Source organism: Rhizobium sp. R693 (assembly GCF_002211315.1).
In the GTDB taxonomy this organism is placed as follows: domain Bacteria; phylum Pseudomonadota; class Alphaproteobacteria; order Rhizobiales; family Rhizobiaceae; genus Rhizobium.
Map to the genome: position 1 here is coordinate 284,647 of NZ_LOKY01000023.1, position 19,428 is coordinate 304,074.

Annotated in this window: 18 protein-coding genes; 13 read left to right on the top strand and 5 right to left on the bottom strand. The window is 59.7% G+C overall.

Annotation, left to right across the window (positions count from 1 at the left end; genetic code table 11):
• Positions 1 to 3: 3 nt before the first annotated feature.
• From ATY79_RS19055 to ATY79_RS19065, 3 genes are all read right to left on the bottom strand, one after another.
• Positions 4 to 1,611, bottom strand: a complete 1,608-nt coding sequence (locus tag ATY79_RS19055) for a carboxyl transferase domain-containing protein (protein ID WP_088704593.1) — start codon at positions 1,609 to 1,611, stop codon at positions 4 to 6.
• A gap of 35 nt (positions 1,612 to 1,646) precedes the next feature.
• The gene (locus ATY79_RS19060) at positions 1,647 to 2,810 is read right to left on the bottom strand and encodes an isovaleryl-CoA dehydrogenase (protein ID WP_088704594.1); all 1,164 of its coding nucleotides are present in this window, start codon (positions 2,808 to 2,810) and stop codon (positions 1,647 to 1,649) included.
• Between the two features lie 457 nt (positions 2,811 to 3,267).
• Positions 3,268 to 3,582: a DUF6074 family protein gene (locus ATY79_RS19065; protein ID WP_088693130.1), complete on the bottom strand. Its 315-nt coding sequence runs from the start codon at positions 3,580 to 3,582 to the stop codon at positions 3,268 to 3,270.
• Between the two features lie 224 nt (positions 3,583 to 3,806).
• Here ATY79_RS19065 and ATY79_RS19070 point away from each other — a divergent pair, with 224 nt between their 5' ends.
• From ATY79_RS19070 to ATY79_RS19115, 11 genes are all read left to right on the top strand, one after another.
• Complete coding sequence (locus ATY79_RS19070) at positions 3,807 to 4,451, top strand: lysophospholipid acyltransferase family protein (protein ID WP_088704642.1); 645 nt, start codon at positions 3,807 to 3,809, stop codon at positions 4,449 to 4,451.
• A complete protein-coding gene (locus tag ATY79_RS19075) occupies positions 4,448 to 5,395 on the top strand; it encodes a phosphatidate cytidylyltransferase (protein WP_088704595.1) in 948 nt (315 codons plus the stop codon). The genes ATY79_RS19070 and ATY79_RS19075 overlap by 4 nt, the downstream gene beginning before the upstream one ends.
• The gene (locus ATY79_RS19080) at positions 5,392 to 5,784 is read left to right on the top strand and encodes a hypothetical protein (protein ID WP_088704596.1); all 393 of its coding nucleotides are present in this window, start codon (positions 5,392 to 5,394) and stop codon (positions 5,782 to 5,784) included. Before ATY79_RS19075 ends, ATY79_RS19080 begins: the two co-directional genes overlap by 4 nt.
• Entirely contained in the window at positions 5,781 to 6,434 is a 654-nt protein-coding gene (locus tag ATY79_RS19085; protein WP_088704597.1) for a CDP-alcohol phosphatidyltransferase family protein, read from the top strand. The genes ATY79_RS19080 and ATY79_RS19085 overlap by 4 nt, the downstream gene beginning before the upstream one ends.
• Before the next feature lie 433 nt (positions 6,435 to 6,867).
• Complete coding sequence (locus ATY79_RS19090; RefSeq protein ID WP_016556800.1) at positions 6,868 to 6,957, top strand: K(+)-transporting ATPase subunit F; 90 nt, start codon at positions 6,868 to 6,870, stop codon at positions 6,955 to 6,957.
• Between the two features lie 63 nt (positions 6,958 to 7,020).
• Positions 7,021 to 8,724 (top strand): potassium-transporting ATPase subunit KdpA, encoded by a 1,704-nt coding sequence (gene kdpA, locus ATY79_RS19095; protein WP_088693134.1) that lies wholly within the window; start codon positions 7,021 to 7,023, stop codon positions 8,722 to 8,724.
• A 9-nt stretch (positions 8,725 to 8,733) separates the two neighbouring features.
• Positions 8,734 to 8,889 carry a hypothetical protein gene (locus ATY79_RS30950; protein WP_189637158.1) on the top strand — a complete coding sequence of 52 codons (156 nt, stop codon included), beginning with the start codon at positions 8,734 to 8,736 and terminating at the stop codon, positions 8,887 to 8,889.
• A gap of 42 nt (positions 8,890 to 8,931) precedes the next feature.
• The gene (kdpB, locus tag ATY79_RS19100; protein ID WP_088704598.1) at positions 8,932 to 11,019 is read left to right on the top strand and encodes a potassium-transporting ATPase subunit KdpB; all 2,088 of its coding nucleotides are present in this window, start codon (positions 8,932 to 8,934) and stop codon (positions 11,017 to 11,019) included.
• 12 nt (positions 11,020 to 11,031) lie between these two features.
• Positions 11,032 to 11,601: a potassium-transporting ATPase subunit KdpC gene (gene kdpC, locus ATY79_RS19105; protein WP_088704599.1), complete on the top strand. Its 570-nt coding sequence runs from the start codon at positions 11,032 to 11,034 to the stop codon at positions 11,599 to 11,601.
• Positions 11,602 to 11,663: 62 nt separating this feature from the next.
• A complete protein-coding gene (locus ATY79_RS19110; RefSeq protein ID WP_088704643.1) occupies positions 11,664 to 14,372 on the top strand; it encodes a sensor histidine kinase KdpD in 2,709 nt (902 codons plus the stop codon).
• Positions 14,369 to 15,073, top strand: coding sequence for a response regulator transcription factor (locus tag ATY79_RS19115; RefSeq protein ID WP_088693137.1), 705 nt, complete (start codon positions 14,369 to 14,371; stop codon positions 15,071 to 15,073). The genes ATY79_RS19110 and ATY79_RS19115 overlap by 4 nt, the downstream gene beginning before the upstream one ends.
• On the opposite strand, the gene ATY79_RS19120 is transcribed toward ATY79_RS19115, so the two are convergent.
• Positions 15,074 to 15,856, bottom strand: a complete 783-nt coding sequence (locus ATY79_RS19120; protein WP_088704600.1) for a class I SAM-dependent methyltransferase — start codon at positions 15,854 to 15,856, stop codon at positions 15,074 to 15,076.
• 347 nt (positions 15,857 to 16,203) lie between these two features.
• Between ATY79_RS19120 and galE the strand changes: the two genes are divergently transcribed.
• Complete coding sequence (galE, locus tag ATY79_RS19125) at positions 16,204 to 17,187, top strand: UDP-glucose 4-epimerase GalE (protein WP_088693139.1); 984 nt, start codon at positions 16,204 to 16,206, stop codon at positions 17,185 to 17,187.
• Positions 17,188 to 17,196: 9 nt separating this feature from the next.
• The gene (locus tag ATY79_RS19130) at positions 17,197 to 18,717 is read left to right on the top strand and encodes an alkaline phosphatase family protein (protein ID WP_088704601.1); all 1,521 of its coding nucleotides are present in this window, start codon (positions 17,197 to 17,199) and stop codon (positions 18,715 to 18,717) included.
• 5 nt (positions 18,718 to 18,722) lie between these two features.
• Here ATY79_RS19130 and ATY79_RS19135 read toward each other — a convergent pair whose 3' ends face one another.
• Positions 18,723 to 19,232: a DUF1993 domain-containing protein gene (locus ATY79_RS19135; RefSeq protein WP_088693141.1), complete on the bottom strand. Its 510-nt coding sequence runs from the start codon at positions 19,230 to 19,232 to the stop codon at positions 18,723 to 18,725.
• Between the last annotated feature and the right edge of the window lie 196 nt (positions 19,233 to 19,428).

The following is a 19,428-nucleotide window of genomic DNA, read 5'->3' on the forward strand; positions in this document are numbered from 1 at the left end:
ACCTCACATCCGGAACAGGCCGAAGCGCGTATCTTCAATCGGAGCATTCAGCGCCGCAGACAAAGAGAGACCGAGCACATCACGGCTCTTAGCCGGGTCGATCACCCCATCGTCCCACAGACGTGCTGACGCATAGAGCGGATGGCTCTGCCGTTCGAAGAGATCAAGCACCGGCTGCTTGAAACTGCTCTCCTCCTCCGGCGTCCAAGGGGTGCCGGCGCGAGAGAGCGCTTCTCCCCGCACGGTCGCAAGGACACCCGCCGCCTGCTCTCCACCCATGACCGAGATGCGGCTGTTCGGCCATGTCCAGAGAAAGCGCGGCGAGAAGGCACGCCCTGCCATGCCGTAATTGCCCGCACCGAAAGAGCCGCCAACCAGCATCGTTACCTTCGGCACGCCGGTCGTCGCGACCGCGGTCACGAGTTTGGCGCCGTTCTTCGCGATGCCTTCGGTTTCGTATTTGCGGCCAACCATGAAACCAGTGATGTTCTGCAGGAAGACGAGCGGTATCCTGCGCTGCGAGCAGAGTTCCACGAAATGGGCGCCCTTCAGGGCCGATTCCGAAAACAGCACGCCGTTGTTGGCGACAATGCCCACCGGTATACCATGGACATGGGCGAAGCCGCAGACCAAGGTCGTCCCGTAGCGTGCCTTGAATTCATCGAAACGCGAGCCATCGACAATGCGGGCAATGACTTCGCGCACGTCGTAGGGCACGCGCAGGTCGGCCGGAACGATACCTGCTATTTCCGAGGGATCGAACAGCGGCGCCTCAACCGGCTGACGCGCGACGCCGCCGACCTTTGAGCGATTGAGATTGGCGATAGCGCGCCTCGCCAGCGCGAGAGCGTGTGCATCGTCACGAGCGAGATGGTCGGCGACGCCGGAGAGCCTTGTATGCACATCGCCACCGCCGAGATCTTCCGCGGAGACGACTTCGCCGGTCGCGGCCTTGACCAGTGGAGGACCGGCAAGAAAGATCGTCCCCTGGCCTTCGACGATGATCGCCTCATCGGACATGGCAGGCACATAGGCACCGCCCGCCGTGCACGAACCCATCACCACGGCAATCTGCGGAATTCCCGCTGCCGACATATTGGCCTGATTATAAAATATCCGGCCGAAATGATCGCGATCCGGGAACACCTCGTCCTGATTCGGCAAATTCGCACCGCCCGAGTCCACCAGGTAGATGCAGGGCAAATTGTTCTGGGCAGCAACTTCCTGCGCGCGCAGATGCTTCTTCACCGTCATCGGAAAATAGGTGCCACCTTTGACGGTTGCATCGTTGCAGACGATCATGCAATCGCGCCCCGAAACGCGGCCGATACCGGTAATCAGGCCAGCGCCGGGAGCCTCGTTGCCGTACATGCCGTGGGCTGCGGTCAATCCGATTTCCAGAAACGGTGTGGCCGGATCGAGCAGACCGGCGATACGGTCGCGTGGCAGCATCTTGCCGCGGGCAACATGACGTTCACGCGCTGCAGGTCCGCCACCGTTTGCGGCACTCATAGCCGCCTCCTCAATGACATGGATCGCTTCGGACATCGCCGCGCGATTTGTCCTGAAGTTCTCCGAATTCGTCGAAATCTGCGACTTCAAAACCGTCATTGGTCACCAGGATGGTTGTCGGATGAACGTTCGGATCAGGCCGTTTCCGCAAAGAGTTCGCGGCCGATCAGCATGCGTCTGATTTCAGAGGTTCCGGCACCGATCTCGTAGAGCTTCGCGTCACGCAGTAGCCGGCCAGCGGGATAATCGTTCGTGTAGCCGTTGCCTCCGAGTGCCTGGATCGTCTCAAGGGCAAGAAGCGTCGCCTTCTCGGCGGCATAGAGAATGCAGCCGGCAGCATCCTTGCGTGTCGTCTCGCCGCGATCGCAGGCGGCCGCCACCGCGTAGACATAGGCACGTGCCGTGTTCATTGTCACGTACATGTCGGCGAGTTTACCCTGCATCAGCTGGAATTCGCCGATCGCCTGACCGAACTGCTTTCTCTCGTGGAGATAGGGCACGACGACATCCATGCAGGCCGCCATGATGCCGATCGGTCCTGCGGAAAGGACGACACGTTCATAGTCGAGCCCAGACATCAGAACGCGCGCACCGCCACCGAGAGTGCCAAGCACATTTGCCGCGGGTACCTCGCAGTCCTCGAAGATCAGCTCGCAGGTATTGGAGCCGCGCATGCCGAGTTTGTCGAGCTTCGGGCCGGTTGAAAAGCCTTTGAAGGTCTTCTCGATGAGGAACGCCGTGATGCCCCGCGGTCCCGCTTCCGGGTCGGTCTTGGCGTAGACCACCAGAACGTCTGCATCCGGACCGTTGGTGATCCACATCTTGTTGCCGTTGAGAACGTAACTGTCGCCTCGTTTCTCCGCCCGAAGCTTCATCGAAACGACATCAGACCCAGCGCCCGGCTCAGACATGGCGAGTGCGCCGATGTTTTCGCCCGAAATGAGCTTCGGCAAATACCGAGACTTCTGCGTTTCCGTTCCGTTGCGGCTGATCTGGTTGACGCAAAGGTTGGAATGGGCGCCGTAGCTGAGCCCAACGGATGCCGAAGCACGGCTGATCTCCTCCATCGCGACGCAATGGGCCAGATATCCCAAGCCGGCGCCGCCATAGGCCTCCTCGGCCGTGATCCCAAGTAACCCCATATCACCCATCTCGCGCCAGAGCGGCGTTGGGAAACTGTTGTTGCTGTCCGTCTCTGCGGCGAGCGGTGCGATGCGCTCCGTCGCGAATCGTCGAACGCTGTCGCGGAGCGCCTCGATCTCGTCCGCCAGGCCAAATCTCAAACCACCGGAATACATGCCTTCCCTCCCAAGTCCGGCGCGCGACTAGCGCAGCATCCGGTATGCGTGTGTCGTGATTCTCCCGTCATTGTTCTTCACGCGCTTATCTTGTCGGCAGCTCCTCCACTGCCGGTTGGCCCGATAAATTTCGTTGAAGAACACGAAAATGGCAAGCTTTTCCGGTCGGCCAGACATTTCTGACCGCCAGTTTGCTCCGGCGAATATTGGATAGATCTTCCGCCAGCATCTGCCCTTCCTCCCGAGATAGGCAACGACCTGAATACGCACGGATCTCTGCAGATCCGCGCGAGAACGAAGGGATGCTAGCACCGGGCGCGCGGAATTTCTGAACCAAGACGGTTCGTCTGGCGCAAAATATGGAAAGATTTCGTCGGCGGGACGACGCGTTCAACCGCTCGAGGGCTGTCCGACAAAGCGGCAGCCCAAATGGCGGCAGGAACCGATCGTGATGTGATTAGCGCTTGATGGCGCGGCCGCTGCGGCTTTCGGCGATTGCCCGAACTTGATGGCGGCGAACCAGCTCGGCCTGGACCTCGGCTTGGAATGTCATGACCTGGTTGCGGACCTCATCGTCGGAGCAGCCAAGCGACGTCAGCTCAGCAGCCAGTCGGCGGCACTCCGTCTTCCAGAAGGCGACTGCATCCTCGCCGTGGCGGCGATCCAGTTCGGCCGCGCACCGTTCAATGTCACCGGCGCGCGAAGCGACCGGGAAAAGCACGATTTCGCTCGTCGTCATTGCTTGCAGAGTTTTGTTTGACTGTACTGGCATCGACTCATTCCGTTGCGTCCGACTCATTCCTAGCCGACCATGGTTAACGCTTTCCTCTTCACCTCAGATAAACGTGCCAGTTCGATCTCTCGCGAATCTCGGCGATGCGTCGGGGCGGGCAATTTTGAGGGGTGGCCTTCCATCGCAAGCAGGACTTCCGAACCATCAAAAATGCAGCTAGGTTTCTGTGCTGCTTTGTCGATGCAGCGAGGGGGCTGAAATCGGTGAGAAGGGTAATTGCGAAGCCTGTCGCGGCGGCCATCGTGGTATTCGCGCGCGCAATTACTGCCGTGCGCGCCATCTGGCCGAATGAGGGCATTCCCCAGGGCCAGTGCGTTTATTTTGCCAATCATTCCAGCCATGGCGATTTCATTCTGGTCTGGGCGGTCCTGCCACCGAGCTTGCGGCGGCGGACACGCCCCGTCGCCGGCGCGGAATATTGGCTAAAGTCGTCGATCAACCGTTTTATCGGCCGCGATGTCTTCGACGCCGTGCTTATCGAGCGGGATCGCGATAAGCGCACCCGCGATCCGATTGAAGTCATGGCCGAGGTCATCGATTCCGGAGCGTCACTGATCCTCTTTCCTGAAGGCACCCGCAACCAGACGGATGCCCAGCTATTGCCGTTCAAAAGCGGGCTTTTTCATCTCGCCTCGATCCGGCCGGACGTTCAACTCGTGCCGGTCTGGATCAACAATCTCAATCGCGTCATGCCAAAGGGCGAGATTGTTCCGATCCCCCTCATCTGCACCGTGACCTTTGGCGACGCCATGCAAATCGAAGCCGGTGAGAACAAGGAAACCTTCCTTGACAGGGCGCGCAGAGCGTTGCTCGATCTGTCACCAAAGCACCCGGGCGGTGACCAATGAACGCAAACTCCGACCTGTGGATGCTCGTCCTCGGCATTTTCACGATCCTCGTCGTTTCCTCGACCATCGGCTACCTGCTGCAGCGGCGCCTGCCTGCCGGTCAGTCGAATGCCGCGATCGAGAATCTGAATGCGCGCATCAAGGCATGGTGGATCATGGTCATCCTGATCGGGCTCGCCTTTCTTGCCGGTCGCGTTGGTGTGCTGCTGCTCTTCGGCTTCTGCTCTTTCGCGGCGCTACGCGAGTTCATCACCCTGACCGACACCAAACGTGCCGACCATTGGGCCCTCGCAGCCGCCTTCTTCGTCGTGCTGCCGCTGCAATATTGGCTGCTGTGGGAGCGACAATACGGCATCTTCTCGATCTTCATTCCCATCTACGCGTTCCTGCTGATGCCGATCATTTCGGTACTGCGCGGCGATACCGAGCGTTTCCTGATACGCATTGCCGAAGTGCAGTGGGCTCTGATGATCTGCGTGTTCTGCGCCTCACATGTCCCCGCGCTGCTGACGTTGACGATCCCGGGCTATGAAGGCCGCAACGTTCTCCTGATCGCCTTCCTGGTGATCATCGTGCAACTCAGCGATGTCCTCCAATATGTCTGGGGCAAGCTGTTCGGTCGAACGAAGATCGCGCCAAGCCTGTCCCCTTCGAAGACTGTGGAAGGCTTTGTCGGCGGCGTAGTGAGCGCAACATTGATCGGTGCTGCCCTATGGTGGATCACGCCTTTCACGCCGCTTCAGGCCGGCGTCTTGGCCCTTGTCATCACAATGATGGGCTTCTTCGGCGGCCTCGTCATGTCAGCAATCAAGCGAGATCGCGGCGTCAAGGATTGGGGCAACCTGATCGAAGGACACGGCGGATTGATCGACCGGCTTGATTCCGTGGTCTTTTCCGCACCGATCTTCTTCCACATTGTCCGCTACTGGTGGTCGGTCACATGATGGCGCTGATACGTCGCCTGGGTCAGAGCAGTGTGACGCACGTTCTCTTCGCGTTTGTCGCCATGGGTGGTTGGGCGCTTCTCGTCAATAGCAACCACCCGCTGCCGCGAGCCTTGCTGGCTGGCGTTGTGCAGGGCGGACTCTCGGCCTGCCTCACCTTTTTTCTCAAGACGGTCATTGAACGGCTCTCGAGACAGTTCAAAGGGCGCGCCGGTCTGTGGGCGCCACCGCTGATCGCATGTCTTGCTTCCACTGCCGCACTGATCTCGATCCACGCACTGAGCGGCACGCCGGAAATCCTGAAAACCATAGCGGTGCCGCTGGCTGTCTCGACGAGCTACGCAGCGGTCTACAATTACTTTCTCTATCAACAGAGGATCGAGATATGACGGAAACGGGCGATCGGCGGCCACTCGCAAGCAGAGACACACAATGGGCAAAGCGCATTGCACAATCGCTGGCAGCGCGGTCGATTACGCCGAACCAGATCTCGCAAGTGAGCATGATCGCCGCAGCCCTGGCGGGCGGCATGTTTTTCCTCGCCGGACGAGATGACGGGTTGAGCAGAGGAGTCCTCCTAGTCCTTGCGGCCGCCTTCTGCCAATTGCGGCTGCTCTGCAATCTCTTTGACGGCATGGTCGCCGTCGAAGGTGGCAAGGGCACAGCCGATGGACCATTCTGGAACGAATTCCCCGACCGTATCGCCGATATACTGATCCTGGCTGGCGTGGGATATGGCATCGGATCGCCTGGGCTTGGTTGGGCAGCGGCATCTTTTGCCGTGCTGACAGCCTATGTTCGCGAGCTCGGACGAGCGACGGGAATGCCGAGCGACTTCTCAGGCCCGATGGCAAAGCAGCACCGGATGGCGACAATTACGGCCGCGGCACTTCTATCGATCCTCGAGCCGCTGTGGGACGGGCATAACCAGGTCCTGCTCGCGGCACTCTGGCTGATCGCCGTCGGCGCTGCCTTCACGGCGCTGCGCCGAGGCAAAAACGTCGTTCGAAATCTGAAGGCTGACCGCGCGGGCAATTGATGCACGTCGCTCAATCCGCCTCAGGCGTACCGAAAAGCCGGAAAGTGCGCTTTGCAGCCGCGCGGCCGGGCAATAGAACAACGACGCCGCTTCTTCTTTTCCCCGAAGCGGCCTAGGACTAGCCTCGCTTCGGCGAGGCATTTTTCTTTTCTCCTATTTATAAGATTTTTATATCCGCGCCCTGCCGCCGATCTCGAACGCTTATGCGCTTCGGCCGCATATTGATGTCCGAGAGATCCAAGGATCATCTCCACGCCAGAAAGCATAGGTGCCACCCGATGGGATGGCGCCCTTTGTCTTGTCTGACTCCAGAAGAACAACAGGAGTCACGATCGATGATGGACATAGGTCTACTCGCCATAACAATCGTATTTTTCGCCCTGTGCTTTGCCTACACCAAAGCCTGCGACCGGCTCTAGCCGGAGGAAACGCCATGACCCTCGACTATATTCTCAGTGGTGCCGTCACCGTGTTTCTAACGGTTTACCTCACCTACGCTCTCATTCGCCCCGAGCGCTTCTAGCATCGCGCCCTCACCGGGATTGCGCGACAGGCGGAACCAACCGGGTATTGAAAGTTACCTCCCATGACCCTCAACGGATGGCTTCAGATCCTGCTTTACTGCGGGATTATCATCGTGCTCGTCAAACCGCTCGGCGGTTACATGACACGCGTCTTCAATGGCGAACGCACATTTCTCTCACCGGTCCTCGTTCCGATCGAACGGGGACTTTATGCCATTGCCGGTACCAGCGAACGCAACGAACAGCATTGGACCTCGTACGCCTTTGCCATGCTGCTCTTTAATCTATTCGGCGTTCTCGTTCTTTACGCGCTGATGCGCCTGCAAGCGGTTTTGCCTTATAACCCGGCCGGCATGCCCGCCGTTCCAGCTGAACTCTCCTTCAACACCGCCGTCAGCTTCGTAACAAACACAAACTGGCAGAACTACGGTGGCGAAAGCACCATGTCCTATCTGACGCAGATGGCAGGACTCTCCGTGCAGAATTTCGTTTCGGCAGCAACCGGTATCGCCATTGCTGTCGGCCTGATTCGTGCCTTTGCGCGCGCCTCGGGCAAGGCGATCGGCAATTTCTGGGTCGATATGATCCGCGCGACCTTCTACGTCCTGCTGCCGATCTGCATCGTGCTGACGCTGGTCTATGTCTATCTTGGCGTGCCGCAAACCCTCGGCCCCTATGTCGACGCAACGACGCTCGAAGGCACCAAGCAGACGATCGCGCTCGGCCCAGTTGCCTCGCAACTTGCCATCAAGATGCTTGGCACTAACGGCGGCGGCTTCTTCAACGCCAACTCCGCGCATCCCTTCGAGAACCCTGACAACATCTCGAACATGATCCAGATGGTATCGATCTTCGCGATCGGCGCGGCCCTCACCAACGTCTTTGGCCGGATGGTAGGCAACCAGCGTCAAGGCTGGGCGATTCTCGCGACGATGGGCCTTCTCTTCATCGTCGGCGTCGGTGTCACCTATTGGGCGGAAGCAGCAGGCAATCCGCTGATGCATGCCTTCGGCCTCGAGGGCGGCAACATGGAGGGCAAGGAGGTACGTTTTGGCGTCGCCATGTCCTCGCTCTTTGCCGTCATAACAACCGCTGCCTCCTGCGGCGCGGTCAATGCGATGCACGGCAGCTTCACGGCACTCGGCGGTCTCATCCCGCTTATCAACATGCAGCTTGGTGAAGTCATCGTCGGGGGCGTTGGCGCAGGTTTTTACGGCATCCTGCTTTTCGTGATCATCGCGATCTTCGTCGCGGGGCTAATGGTCGGTCGCACACCGGAATATCTTGGCAAGAAGATCGAAGCCAAGGAGATGAAGATGGCGGTGCTGGCCATTCTTTGCCTGCCGCTCGCGATGCTCCTCTTCACGGCGATTGCCAGCGTCCTGCCGTCCGCCGTTGCCTCTATCGGCACGGCCGGCCCGCACGGCTTCTCGGAGATCCTGTATGCCTATACTTCCGCTGCGGCCAACAACGGCTCAGCCTTCGGCGGCCTCACCGGCAACACGCCTTGGTACAACATCACCCTCGGTGTGGGCATGTTGATGGGTCGCTTCCTGGTCATCGTCCCGGCGCTCGCGATCGCTGGATCGCTCGTCGCCAAGAAGACCGTTCCGGCCTCCGCCGGCACCTTCCCGACGGATGGCCCGCTCTTCGTGGGTCTCCTGGCAGGCACGATCCTGATCGTCGGCGGCCTGACCTTCTTCCCGGCGCTGGCGCTTGGTCCAGTCATCGAACACCTGGTCATGATCGCCGGCCAGACTTTCTGAGGTGAAGCAATGATCCTTCGCCACAGGCTTCGCAAATCCTTCAATGCGCGTCCCGGTTTGCCGGGACGTGAGAGCCAGCGGATGACCCGCGCCTCCGACATCATCCTCGTGATGCTGGCCGGCCTCCTCGTCATCGTCGCGGTATTTCGGATTCTACACGGCTGATCGCATCACGGTCGCCTTACTCTTTTCAAGCTGGAGTCTCTTATGAGCCAGGCAAAATCAGCGAGCATCATGGATCCTCGCATTCTCATTCCGGCCGTGGGTGCCGCCTTCAAGAAGCTGAACCCGCGCACCCTTGCCAAGAACCCCGTCATGTTCGTCGTTGCAACGGTTTCGGCGCTGACCACGATCCTGTTCGTCCGCGACCTCGTTACCGGCGGCGGAAATCTCGGCTTCTCCTTCCAGATCAACCTCTGGCTCTGGTTCACCGTGCTTTTCGCCAACTTCGCCGAAGCAGTTGCCGAGGGGCGCGGAAAGGCACAGGCGGACTCGCTGCGCAAGGCCCGTACCGAAGCCCAGGCAAAGCTGCTGACGGCCAACAACGGCAGCGGCTATCGCCTCGTTCCGGGCACGAGCTTAAAGGTCGGCGATCTCGTCCTCGTCGAGGCCGGCGATATCATTCCCTCGGACGGCGAGGTCGTCGAGGGTGTGGCCTCGGTCAACGAGGCCGCGATAACAGGTGAATCCGCCCCAGTCATCCGTGAGTCCGGCGGCGATCGCTCGGCCGTGACTGGCGGTACGCAGGTCCTGTCCGATTGGATTCGCGTCCGCATCACTGCCGCCGCGGGACACACCTTTCTCGACCGCATGATCTCGCTCGTCGAAGGTGCGGAGCGGCAGAAGACCCCGAACGAAATCGCTCTTAACATCCTGCTTGCAGGCATGACGCTGATTTTCGTTCTGGCCACGGCGACGATCCCGAGCTTCGCAAGCTATGCCGGCGGCTCTATCCCGATTATCATCCTCGTCGCGCTCTTCGTGACGCTAATCCCGACCACAATCGGCGCGCTCCTCTCGGCAATCGGCATCGCCGGCATGGACCGTCTCGTGCGCTTTAACGTGCTTGCGATGTCGGGCCGCGCCGTCGAAGCAGCCGGTGACGTCGACACGCTGCTCCTCGACAAGACCGGCACGATCACGCTCGGCAATCGTCAGGCAACCGCCTTCCGCCCGGTTCGCGGCGTTACCGAACAGGAACTAGCCGACGCCGCGCAGTTGGCGTCGCTCGCCGACGAAACACCGGAAGGCCGCTCCATCGTCGTGCTCGCCAAGGAAAAATACGCGATCCGCGGCCGCGAGATGGGAAGCCTGCACGCCACCTTCGTGCCGTTCACCGCCCAGACCCGCATGAGCGGCGTCGATGTCGAAGGCTCGTCCATTCGCAAGGGCGCCGTCGATGCCGTGCTCGCTTATGTCGGGGCCGCGTCGGCACCGGCTTCGGGCAATACGACCGTCGCCCTCCGCACCAACACCGAGACCGTTCGGGAACTGCAGGCGATTGCCGATGAAATCGCCAAGGCGGGTGGCACGCCGCTCGCGGTCGCCCGCGACGGCAAACTTCTCGGCATCATCCAGCTCAAGGATATCGTCAAGGGCGGTATTCGCGAGCGCTTCGCTGAACTGCGCCGGATGGGCATCCGGACCGTCATGATAACAGGCGACAACCCGATGACGGCAGCCGCTATCGCGGCCGAGGCCGGCGTCGACGACTTCCTCGCCCAGGCGACACCCGAGAACAAGCTGTCCCTGATCCGTGAGGAACAGGCCAAGGGCAAGCTCGTTGCCATGTGCGGCGACGGCACGAACGACGCACCCGCCCTCGCCCAGGCCGATGTCGGCGTTGCCATGAACACCGGCACGGTCGCCGCCCGCGAAGCCGGCAACATGGTCGACCTCGACAGCGATCCGACGAAGCTCATCGAGATCGTCGAGATCGGCAAACAGCTGCTGATGACCCGTGGCGCGTTGACCACCTTCTCGATCGCCAACGACATCGCCAAGTACTTTGCCATTATCCCGGCGATGTTCCTGGCCTTCTATCCGCAACTCGGCGTCCTGAACGTCATGGGGCTCGCCACCCCGCAGAGCGCCATCCTGTCGGCGATCATCTTTAACGCGCTGATCATCGTGGCGCTAATCCCGCTGTCGCTGAAGGGCGTGAAATACCGTGCGATCGGCGCCGGCGCGCTGCTCTCCCGCAACCTGCTCATCTATGGCGTCGGAGGCATCATTGTCCCGTTTATTGGCATCAAGGCGATCGACATGGTCATCACGGCCATCGGTCTCGCCTAAGGAGTTGACATCATGCTGAAAGAACTTCGTCCGGCAGTCGTCATGATCGTTGCCACCACCGCCATCACTGGTCTGCTTTATCCACTCGCCATGACGGGAGCCGCGCAAGCGCTCTTCCCGGCGCAAGCGAACGGCAGCCTGATCCAGAAGGACGGCAAAGTGATCGGCTCGACACTGATCGGTCAGGCATTCACCAGCGACAAGTACTTCCATGGCCGCCCTTCGGTGGCAGGCGATGGATACAACGCTGCCTCGTCTTCCGGCTCCAACCTTGGCCCCACGAGTCAGAAGCTGCTCGATCGCGTAAAGACTGACTATGAGGCAGCCAAGGCCGCCAACCCGAATGCCCAGGTGCCGATCGATCTCGTGACGGCCTCTGGCAGCGGCCTCGATCCGCACATCTCGCCCGAGGCGGCCTACTTCCAGATACCTCGCGTTGCCAAGGCGCGCGGCATGGATGAAGCCAAGCTGAAGGCGATTGTCGACGCCGCCGTCGATCACCCCGAACTCGGGTTTCTCGGCGAGCGCACGGTCAATGTTCTGGCATTGAACCAGTCTCTTGATACTTCTATGTCTGAGTAGGGTGGAAAGCCCCGGCCGCTTGGATGCGACCGGGGCTTCCTCGTCAGGGAAAGATGAAAAGCATGCCGGAAGACAACCGCGATAAGGTTGGCAGGCCCTCGCCCGATGCACTGCTTGAGAAGGCACGACAGGAGACGCGCGGCCGGTTGAAGATATTCCTTGGCGCCGCGCCCGGCGTGGGCAAGACCTACGAGATGTTGGAGTCGGGCCGCGCCAAACTGTCCGATGGCGTTGACGTGGTGATCGGCATCGTCGAGACCCATGGCCGCAAGGAAACACAGGCCCTCGTCGAGGGCTTTGAAGTCATCCCGCGCGTCAAGATCGACTACAAGGGCCGTCCTCTCGAGGAGATGGATATCGATGCCATCCTTGCGCGCCGACCCGACCTTGTCCTAGTCGACGAACTTGCCCATACGAACGCCGAAGGAAGCCGTCACCCCAAGCGCTACCTCGATGTGAAGGAATTGCTCGACCGCGGCATGGACGTCTATTCGACCCTGAACATCCAGCATGTTGAGAGTCTGAACGACGTCGTTTCTCAAATCACTCGCGTCCGCGTCCGCGAGACTGTGCCTGACTCGATCATCGACATGGCAGATGACGTTGAGATCATTGATCTGACGCCGGACGATCTGATCAAACGGCTGCATGACGGGAAGGTCTACATTCCCAAGACCGCCGAACGTGCGCTGACCAATTATTTTACCCCCGGCAACCTGACCGCCCTGCGCGAACTCGCATTGCGCAAGACCGCGCAGCGTGTCGATGACCAGCTGCTGAACCACATGCAGGCACACGCCATCGCTGGTCCTTGGGCTGCAGGTGAAAGGGTCCTTGTATCTGTCGATCAGCATCCACGATCAGCTTCGCTCGTGCGCTACGCGTCTCGAATGGCCTCGCGACTGCGAGCACCGTGGGCAGCCGTCTACGTCGAGACCAATCGTTCGATCAGCTTGACGGAATCTGACCGCGACACGATTGCAGCGACGCTCCGGCTGGCTGAACAACTCGGCGGCGAGGCAATCACTATTCCCGGCCGCGAGGTCTCGGAAGAGCTGGTCCGACACGCTGCGGCCAATAACGTCACCCATATCGTCATCGGAGCGCCCAGCAGGCCGACATGGCGTGACTGGTTTCACCGCTCCATCGCCGACGATCTGATCAGAACGTCAGGCAACATCAGCGTCCATGTGATCTCCGGCAACGAGAAAGATGAGGCATCCGCGCGCAGCATGAAAGCTGCCCCGTCCTCGCCCGCGTTCAAAATCCAAGCATATCTCTCCGCAACGGCCTATGTGGCAATCGCGCTCGTCGCTGGCGTCGTACTTGATCAGGTGCTGGATGTCCGCAACCTTGCCCTTGTGTTCCTGATGGCAGTACTCACGTCAGCGGTGATCCACGGGCTTCGTCCAGCGCTCTACACCTGCATCCTCAGCGCGCTGGCTTTCAACTTCTTCTTCCTGCCGCCTCGCTACACGCTGACGATCAGCGATCCGGAGAGCGTGCTTGCATTGTTCTTTTTCCTGGGCGTGGCCGTCATTGCCAGCAATCTCACGGCAACGGTCCAACGCCAGGCGGCGGCGGCCCGGCAGCGTGCCAGGACGACCGAAGACCTCTACCTGTTCTCCAAGAAATTGGCTGGCACCGGCACGCTCGACGACGTCCTCTGGGCCACCGCCTTTCAGCTGGCATCGATGCTCAAGGTCCGCGTCGTGCTTCTGCTGCCGGAGGAAGGCACGATCTCCGTCAAGGCCGGCTATCCGCCGGACGACACGCTCGACGAGGCTGATATTGCCGCTGCCCGGTGGGCATGGGAGCATAATCACGCCGCCGGCCGCGGCGCCGATACCCTGCCCGGCGCCAAACGCCTCTATGTGCCGCTGCGAACCGGGCGCGCAGCCGTCGGCGTGATCGGCCTCGACAATGACCGACGCGACGGCCCTCTCCTGACACCCGAGCAGCAACGCCTTCTCGATGCGTTGGCGGACCAGGCGGCCCTTGCGATCGAGCGCATTCAACTCGTGGCAGATGTCGATCGTGCAAGGCTCGCAGCGGAAGCCGACCGTTTGCGCTCTGCCCTCCTGACCTCCATCTCGCATGACCTCAAGACGCCGCTCGCAGCCATTCTTGGCGCCGCCGGCACCTTGCGTGACTACCTCGATTCCATGGCACAGGAAGACCGCATGGATCTTCTGTCGACCGTTGTCGACGAATCGGAGCGGCTCAACCGCTTTATCGCCAACCTGCTCGACATGACGAAAATCGAGTCCGGGGCGATGGAGCCGAACTATGCGCTCCACTATCCCGGCGACATTGCGGGAAGCGCGCTGCGCCGCGCTGAGAAAATTCTCGCGCATCACAAGACCATCATGACCATTCCGGCAGATCTGCCGATGGTCCGTGTCGATCCGGTGCTGTTCGAGCAGGTGCTTTTCAACCTGCTGGACAATGCTGCCAAATATGCTCCGCAAGGATCGTCGATCCGTATCGATGGACGGGCGGATGAATACAACGTGATGATCCAGGTTTCGGACGAAGGCCCTGGCATTCAGCCGGCCGACCTGGACCGCGTTTTCGATACTTTCTATCGCGTGCGCAAAGGAGATCAGGTGCGCGCCGGCACGGGCCTCGGCCTTTCCATCTGCCGAGGTTTTGTCGAAGCGATGGGTGGCGCGATCACAGCCGGAAATCGCTCCGATCATTCCGGTGCCGTCTTCACTATCCGTCTTCCAAGACCAAATGAAATTCCGAAATTGGATGAGCTAAAATGACAGGTTCAGCCGTAAAAATTCTCGTCGTGGACGACGAGCCTCCAATTCGCAAGCTCCTTCGCGTGGGCCTCACCGCGCAAGGCTACGAGGTACATGAGGCGCCAAACGGCGCCTCAGCCCTGCAGTCGGCAAAGGACGAACCGCCTGATCTGATCGTGCTCGACCTTGGCCTGCCGGACAAATCGGGCCACGAACTGTTGCGGGAATGGAGAGACGCGGGTCTAACCCTGCCTATCGTGATCCTTTCCAGCCGCACAGATGAAACTGGCATCGTCAACGCTCTTGAAGCGGGGGCCGACGACTATCTAACGAAGCCGTTCGGCATGAACGAACTCGGCGCTCGGCTGCGGGTTGCCTTACGCCATCGCTTGCAGCAGCAGGGGGAGCGGGCGATCTTTCAGGCCGGCGGCCTGTCGATTGATCTGGTCAAACGCATCGTCAAGATCGACGGCAGGGAAATCAAGCTCTCGCCGAAGGAATACGATATCCTCAGGGTTCTTGCCCAGCATGCCGGCAAGGTTCTGACTCACCAGTTCCTGCTGAAGCAGATCTGGGGACCGGCCGCCGACGTGCAGTACTTAAGGGTCTATGTTCGACAGTTGCGCCAGAAGATCGAACAGAGCCCGGACCAGCCGCAATATATCACCACCGAAACCGGTGTCGGGTACAGACTGAAAGAAGCGGATCCGCCAACAGGCTAGTTATCGATAGACGCGCTCCGATAGTGCGCGCATACCGAGCCCGACCATCACTTCGTAAGCGATGCGCCGGCGAATAGGATTGTGCAATCGAATGGCGGTCGAACCGAGAAACTCGGTTTCGATGTGATCGAACGCCTTGAGTTCAGGCGAAGTCCTGATCGCACGCGCGTAAAACTCGCGAAACGCTTGTCGGCAAACATAAGTCTTGTATTTCGTTAGGCAGAAAACGGAAAAGCGACCAGCTTCTTCACGCAGGAAGTCGGTCACGCCGGCGGTTACCTCGGGCCAAGCCGGATTGAACGTATCGTCGAAAACGATGATTCCGTGCTCCGCAAGCGACGCGGCAGCAAGACGACTATCGGCCGCGACGTGGTGCAACATGTGGCCACCGTCGATACTGAAGAACCGGACCATCCCTGCTCTTTCGGTAATGTTCTCCGGCCGGAGCAGCGTACTGTCGCTCTTGATGACGCATTCGGCGTCCACGGAAAGGCCAAGTTGACGGCCGCCCGCCGCGAAACGTTCGTACTGCGTCGCGCCGTGATCCGGATTCACGATATCAAACGGATCGATGGCCACAATCTTCTCCGTGTCTCCGCAGATCTTCCGCAACAGAAAGTAGGAACGACCATAGTAAACGCCGATCTCGGCGAGGCTGCCTCGCAAGGAGGCTGATTGCTGGGATAGCAAAACCGCAAGAAATACCAGAGCGTCGGGCGGATCAATGTATCCTTCGATCGCCTGAAGATCATGGAATATGAACTTTCTGATCGACGAATCCATCTGGTTTCGGCCTTCAGTTTCACGATGAGAACTACCGAAGGGAACAATTCTTCGCAGAGAATAAGAACAAAAGTCAATTCCATTTAAAATGACGTACCGGCAGTATTTAAAGGTACGACTGGTTGTGGCAATCATTGTTGAATAAAGATTGCGATGTTATTTCGAGCGCTGCGTTTGTCGGGTCCTGGTGGACAGTCAATTCCATGGAAAATCTTCGGCAAATCAATTTGCTAATGCCGTCATCAACAAAAAGAGAGCGACATCCGCGCCACCTTCGTTTCGTTCTTTTTCTCGCCATCGACCTGCTCTAAGTCTTCTACATCCGAAACGAGAATTAAAGGTGGTGCATGGCAGGTGAAACGATTCTGGTCGTGGGCGGCGCTGGTTATATCGGCTCCCATACGTGTCTCGATCTTGCGAACAAGGGGTTCCAACCGGTCGTTTTCGACAATTTCTCCAACGGTCATCGCGAATTCGTGAAGTGGGGGCCTGCCGAGGAAGGGGATATCCGGGACCGGGCTCGCCTTGACGAGGTTCTGGCCAAGCACAAGCCAGCTGCCATCCTGCATTTTGCCGCCCTCATCGAGGTCGGCGAATCGGTCAAGGATCCGGTTGCCTTCTACGAGAACAACGTCATCGGCACGCTGACACTTTTGGCTGCCGCTCAGGCGGCGGGCGTCAAGGCATTCGTCTTCTCGTCCACCTGCGCGACCTACGGCCTGCCGCAAAGCGTACCTCTCGATGAGACGCATCGTCAGGTGCCGATCAATCCCTATGGCCGTACAAAATACATCGTCGAGCAGGCGCTTGCCGACTACGACAAATACACCGGCTTTCGATCGGTCGTGCTTCGCTACTTCAACGCAGCCGGCGCCGACTTCGAGGGACGGGTCGGCGAGTGGCATCAGCCTGAAACGCACGCCATACCGCTCGCGATTGATGCCGCTCTTGGCCGTCGTGAAGGCTTCAAGGTGTTTGGTACCGACTACGAGACGAGGGACGGCACCTGTGTCCGCGACTACATCCATGTGCTTGATCTCGCCGATGCGCATGTCCGCGCCGTAGAGCATCTGCTGCGGGGCGGGGAATCTGTTGCGCTCAATCTCGGCACCGGCACGGGAACAACGGTGAAGGAGTTGCTCGGCGCCATCGAGCGCGTGTCGGAGCGACCGTTTCCTGTGGAATATGTCGGCCGCCGCGAAGGCGACTCGCACACGCTGGTTGCCAACAATGACAAGGCGCGGGAGATTCTAGGCTGGGCGCCGCAGTATGATTTGTCTCAGATCATTCGATCGGCGTGGAACTGGCACGCAAAATCAAACCAGCACTGAAATACATCCATGACCGGTCGACCGAACATTTTATTGATCACCGCGGACCAGTGGCGCGGTGATTGCCTGTCGGCGACCGGACATGCCTGCGTCAGGACGCCGAATGTGGATGCGCTGGCGGCGGAAGGCGTCTTGTTTGCCCGCCACTACGCTGGCGCCGCGCCATGCTCACCGGCGCGCGCCACGCTCTATACCGGCCTCTATCAGATGAACCACCGGGTTTGCCGCAACGGCTCACCCCTCGATGCGCGATTTGATAATCTGGCGCTGGCGGCCCGGCGGGCGGGTTATGATCCGACGCTGTTCGGCTATACTGATACCGCACCCGACCCGCGCGGCATGAACGCGAACGACCCGCACCTGACAACTTATGAAGGATTGCTACCCGGCTTTACGGCCCGACAACTGCTTCCCGAGCATGAAAGGCAATGGCTGTCCTGGTTGCGCGAGCGTGGACACCCGGATGCGGATAGTCGCGACATTCACATCCCCGTCGGCGCGCGGCGCGGTGAGATCTCGAACGCGGCAACGACCTATTCGAAGGACGAAACGCAGACGGCGTTTCTCGCGGGAGAGTTCATCCGCTGGCTGGGAGAGCAGGATGCGCCCTGGTTCGCACATGTTTCGTTCCTTCGTCCGCATCCGCCATTTTCGGCGCCGTCTCCATACAACGATCTGTTCAGCCCGGAGGACGGTTCGCATTTCGCCCGGGCGGAAAACCACGAAACGGAACAGAGATCGCACCCTTATCTGTCCTATGCCATGCCGAGGGCAGGAAAGGGCGGCTTCATCTATGGTGCGACCGGCTCGCTTAGCGAGTGGCAAGCCAGCGACTTCGCCGCGATCCGAGCCATCTACTATGGCATGATCGCGGAGGTGGATGCGCAGCTTGGGCGCATTTGGCGCGCGCTGAAGGAAGCAGGGGTGTGGGACGACACTCTTATCATCTTCACCTCCGACCACGCCGAGATGGCAGGCGATCACTGGACGCTCGGCAAGGGCGGTTTCTTCGATGGCAGTTATCACATCCCGCTTGTCATCCGCGACCCGCAAGCCGTCATGCGGGGCAGGGTGGTCGACCGGTTCACGTCTGCGGCAGACATCTTTGCGACGCTCTGCGATCGCCTGCATATCGAACCCAGAAACGCCCTGGATGGCCAGTCCCTGCTACCGTTCATGGAGCGGGAGGCGCCGAGAACCTGGCGCGATGCTGCCTTCTGGGAATTCGACTTCCGCGATATTGTCAACCAGGAACCAGAAGCTCATTTCGGATTGCAGTCAAACGAATGCAACCTTGCCGTCATCAGAGATGAACGCTTCAAATACGTGCATTTCGCAGCACTGCCACCACTCTTATTCGACCTGCAGGCCGATCCGATGGAATTGAACAACCTCGCGTCGGACCCAGCCTGTATGTCGACCAGGCTTTCCTATGCCGAGAAGCTTCTCTCGATGCGTGCCCGTCATCTGGATCAAACGCTAGCCTTCACCGAACTTACGGAAAAAGGGCCGATCAGGCGTCGGCCCTAAGCTTATCAGGCGAGGCGCCCGAGATAGTCCAGCTTGCCAACAGGAACGCCCTGATTGCGCAGGATCGCGTGTGCCGTCGCAAGGTGGAAGAAGAAGTTCGGTAGCGCGAAGGTCACGACATATTCGTCGCCGCGGAACGTGATTTTGTTACCCCCCGGCGAAAGGGTAATTTCCTGCGTTTCCGTCCCTTCAAGTGCAGCCGGTGCGACTGTGCGGAGGTAGGTTTCCGTCTTGGCAACACGCTCGCGCAATTCGGCGATGGTCGCTTCATTGTCCTCGAATTTCGGTGCTTCGCTGGCGGTCAGCCGCGCAATCGCCAGTTTGGCGGTGTCGGTCGCGCGCTGAAACTGGCCCGAGAACGGCAACATGTCCGAAGCCAGCCGCGCGGCGACGAGATCCGCGCTATCGATGCCTTTCTCCTTCGCGAAGGCCTCGGCTTTATCGAGGTAGGTCTTCAACGTTTCAAGACCGTGCTGAAAGACGGGAACTGTTAGTCGGTACATCGAAATAGGCATCAGTTTCTCCCTTAAAGACGGCGAAACCGCCGCCGCTAGACCGTTCATATAGTTCGCGGCATCGCGCTTTTCAGCGCCAGCGCAAGCATCTTCGCGAGATTTTCACGGAGCGCTCGCGACCTCGCCAATGAAATGGACTTGACGCCCTCAGTAGAAAATGGAATGAATATTCCGCGATACAGATTTTACGGTTCGT

Bases quoted from the DNA above. Each gene is read 5' to 3' on its own strand.
- ATY79_RS19055 (WP_088704593.1), bottom strand. From the start codon at position 1,611: ATGACGGTTTTGAAGTCGCAGATTTCGACGAATTCGGAGAACTTCAGG.
- ATY79_RS19060 (WP_088704594.1), bottom strand. From the start codon at position 2,810: ATGTATTCCGGTGGTTTGAGATTTGGCCTGGCGGACGAGATCGAGGCG.
- ATY79_RS19065 (WP_088693130.1), bottom strand. From the start codon at position 3,582: ATGCCAGTACAGTCAAACAAAACTCTGCAAGCAATGACGACGAGCGAA.
- ATY79_RS19075 (WP_088704595.1), top strand. From the start codon at position 4,448: ATGAACGCAAACTCCGACCTGTGGATGCTCGTCCTCGGCATTTTCACG.
- ATY79_RS19080 (WP_088704596.1), top strand. From the start codon at position 5,392: ATGATGGCGCTGATACGTCGCCTGGGTCAGAGCAGTGTGACGCACGTT.
- ATY79_RS19085 (WP_088704597.1), top strand. From the start codon at position 5,781: ATGACGGAAACGGGCGATCGGCGGCCACTCGCAAGCAGAGACACACAA.
- ATY79_RS19090 (WP_016556800.1), top strand. From the start codon at position 6,868: ATGACCCTCGACTATATTCTCAGTGGTGCCGTCACCGTGTTTCTAACG.
- kdpA (WP_088693134.1), top strand. From the start codon at position 7,021: ATGACCCTCAACGGATGGCTTCAGATCCTGCTTTACTGCGGGATTATC.
- ATY79_RS30950 (WP_189637158.1), top strand. From the start codon at position 8,734: ATGATCCTTCGCCACAGGCTTCGCAAATCCTTCAATGCGCGTCCCGGT.
- kdpB (WP_088704598.1), top strand. From the start codon at position 8,932: ATGAGCCAGGCAAAATCAGCGAGCATCATGGATCCTCGCATTCTCATT.
- kdpC (WP_088704599.1), top strand. From the start codon at position 11,032: ATGCTGAAAGAACTTCGTCCGGCAGTCGTCATGATCGTTGCCACCACC.
- ATY79_RS19110 (WP_088704643.1), top strand. From the start codon at position 11,664: ATGCCGGAAGACAACCGCGATAAGGTTGGCAGGCCCTCGCCCGATGCA.
- ATY79_RS19115 (WP_088693137.1), top strand. From the start codon at position 14,369: ATGACAGGTTCAGCCGTAAAAATTCTCGTCGTGGACGACGAGCCTCCA.
- ATY79_RS19120 (WP_088704600.1), bottom strand. From the start codon at position 15,856: ATGGATTCGTCGATCAGAAAGTTCATATTCCATGATCTTCAGGCGATC.
- galE (WP_088693139.1), top strand. From the start codon at position 16,204: ATGGCAGGTGAAACGATTCTGGTCGTGGGCGGCGCTGGTTATATCGGC.
- ATY79_RS19130 (WP_088704601.1), top strand. From the start codon at position 17,197: ATGACCGGTCGACCGAACATTTTATTGATCACCGCGGACCAGTGGCGC.
- ATY79_RS19135 (WP_088693141.1), bottom strand. From the start codon at position 19,232: ATGCCTATTTCGATGTACCGACTAACAGTTCCCGTCTTTCAGCACGGT.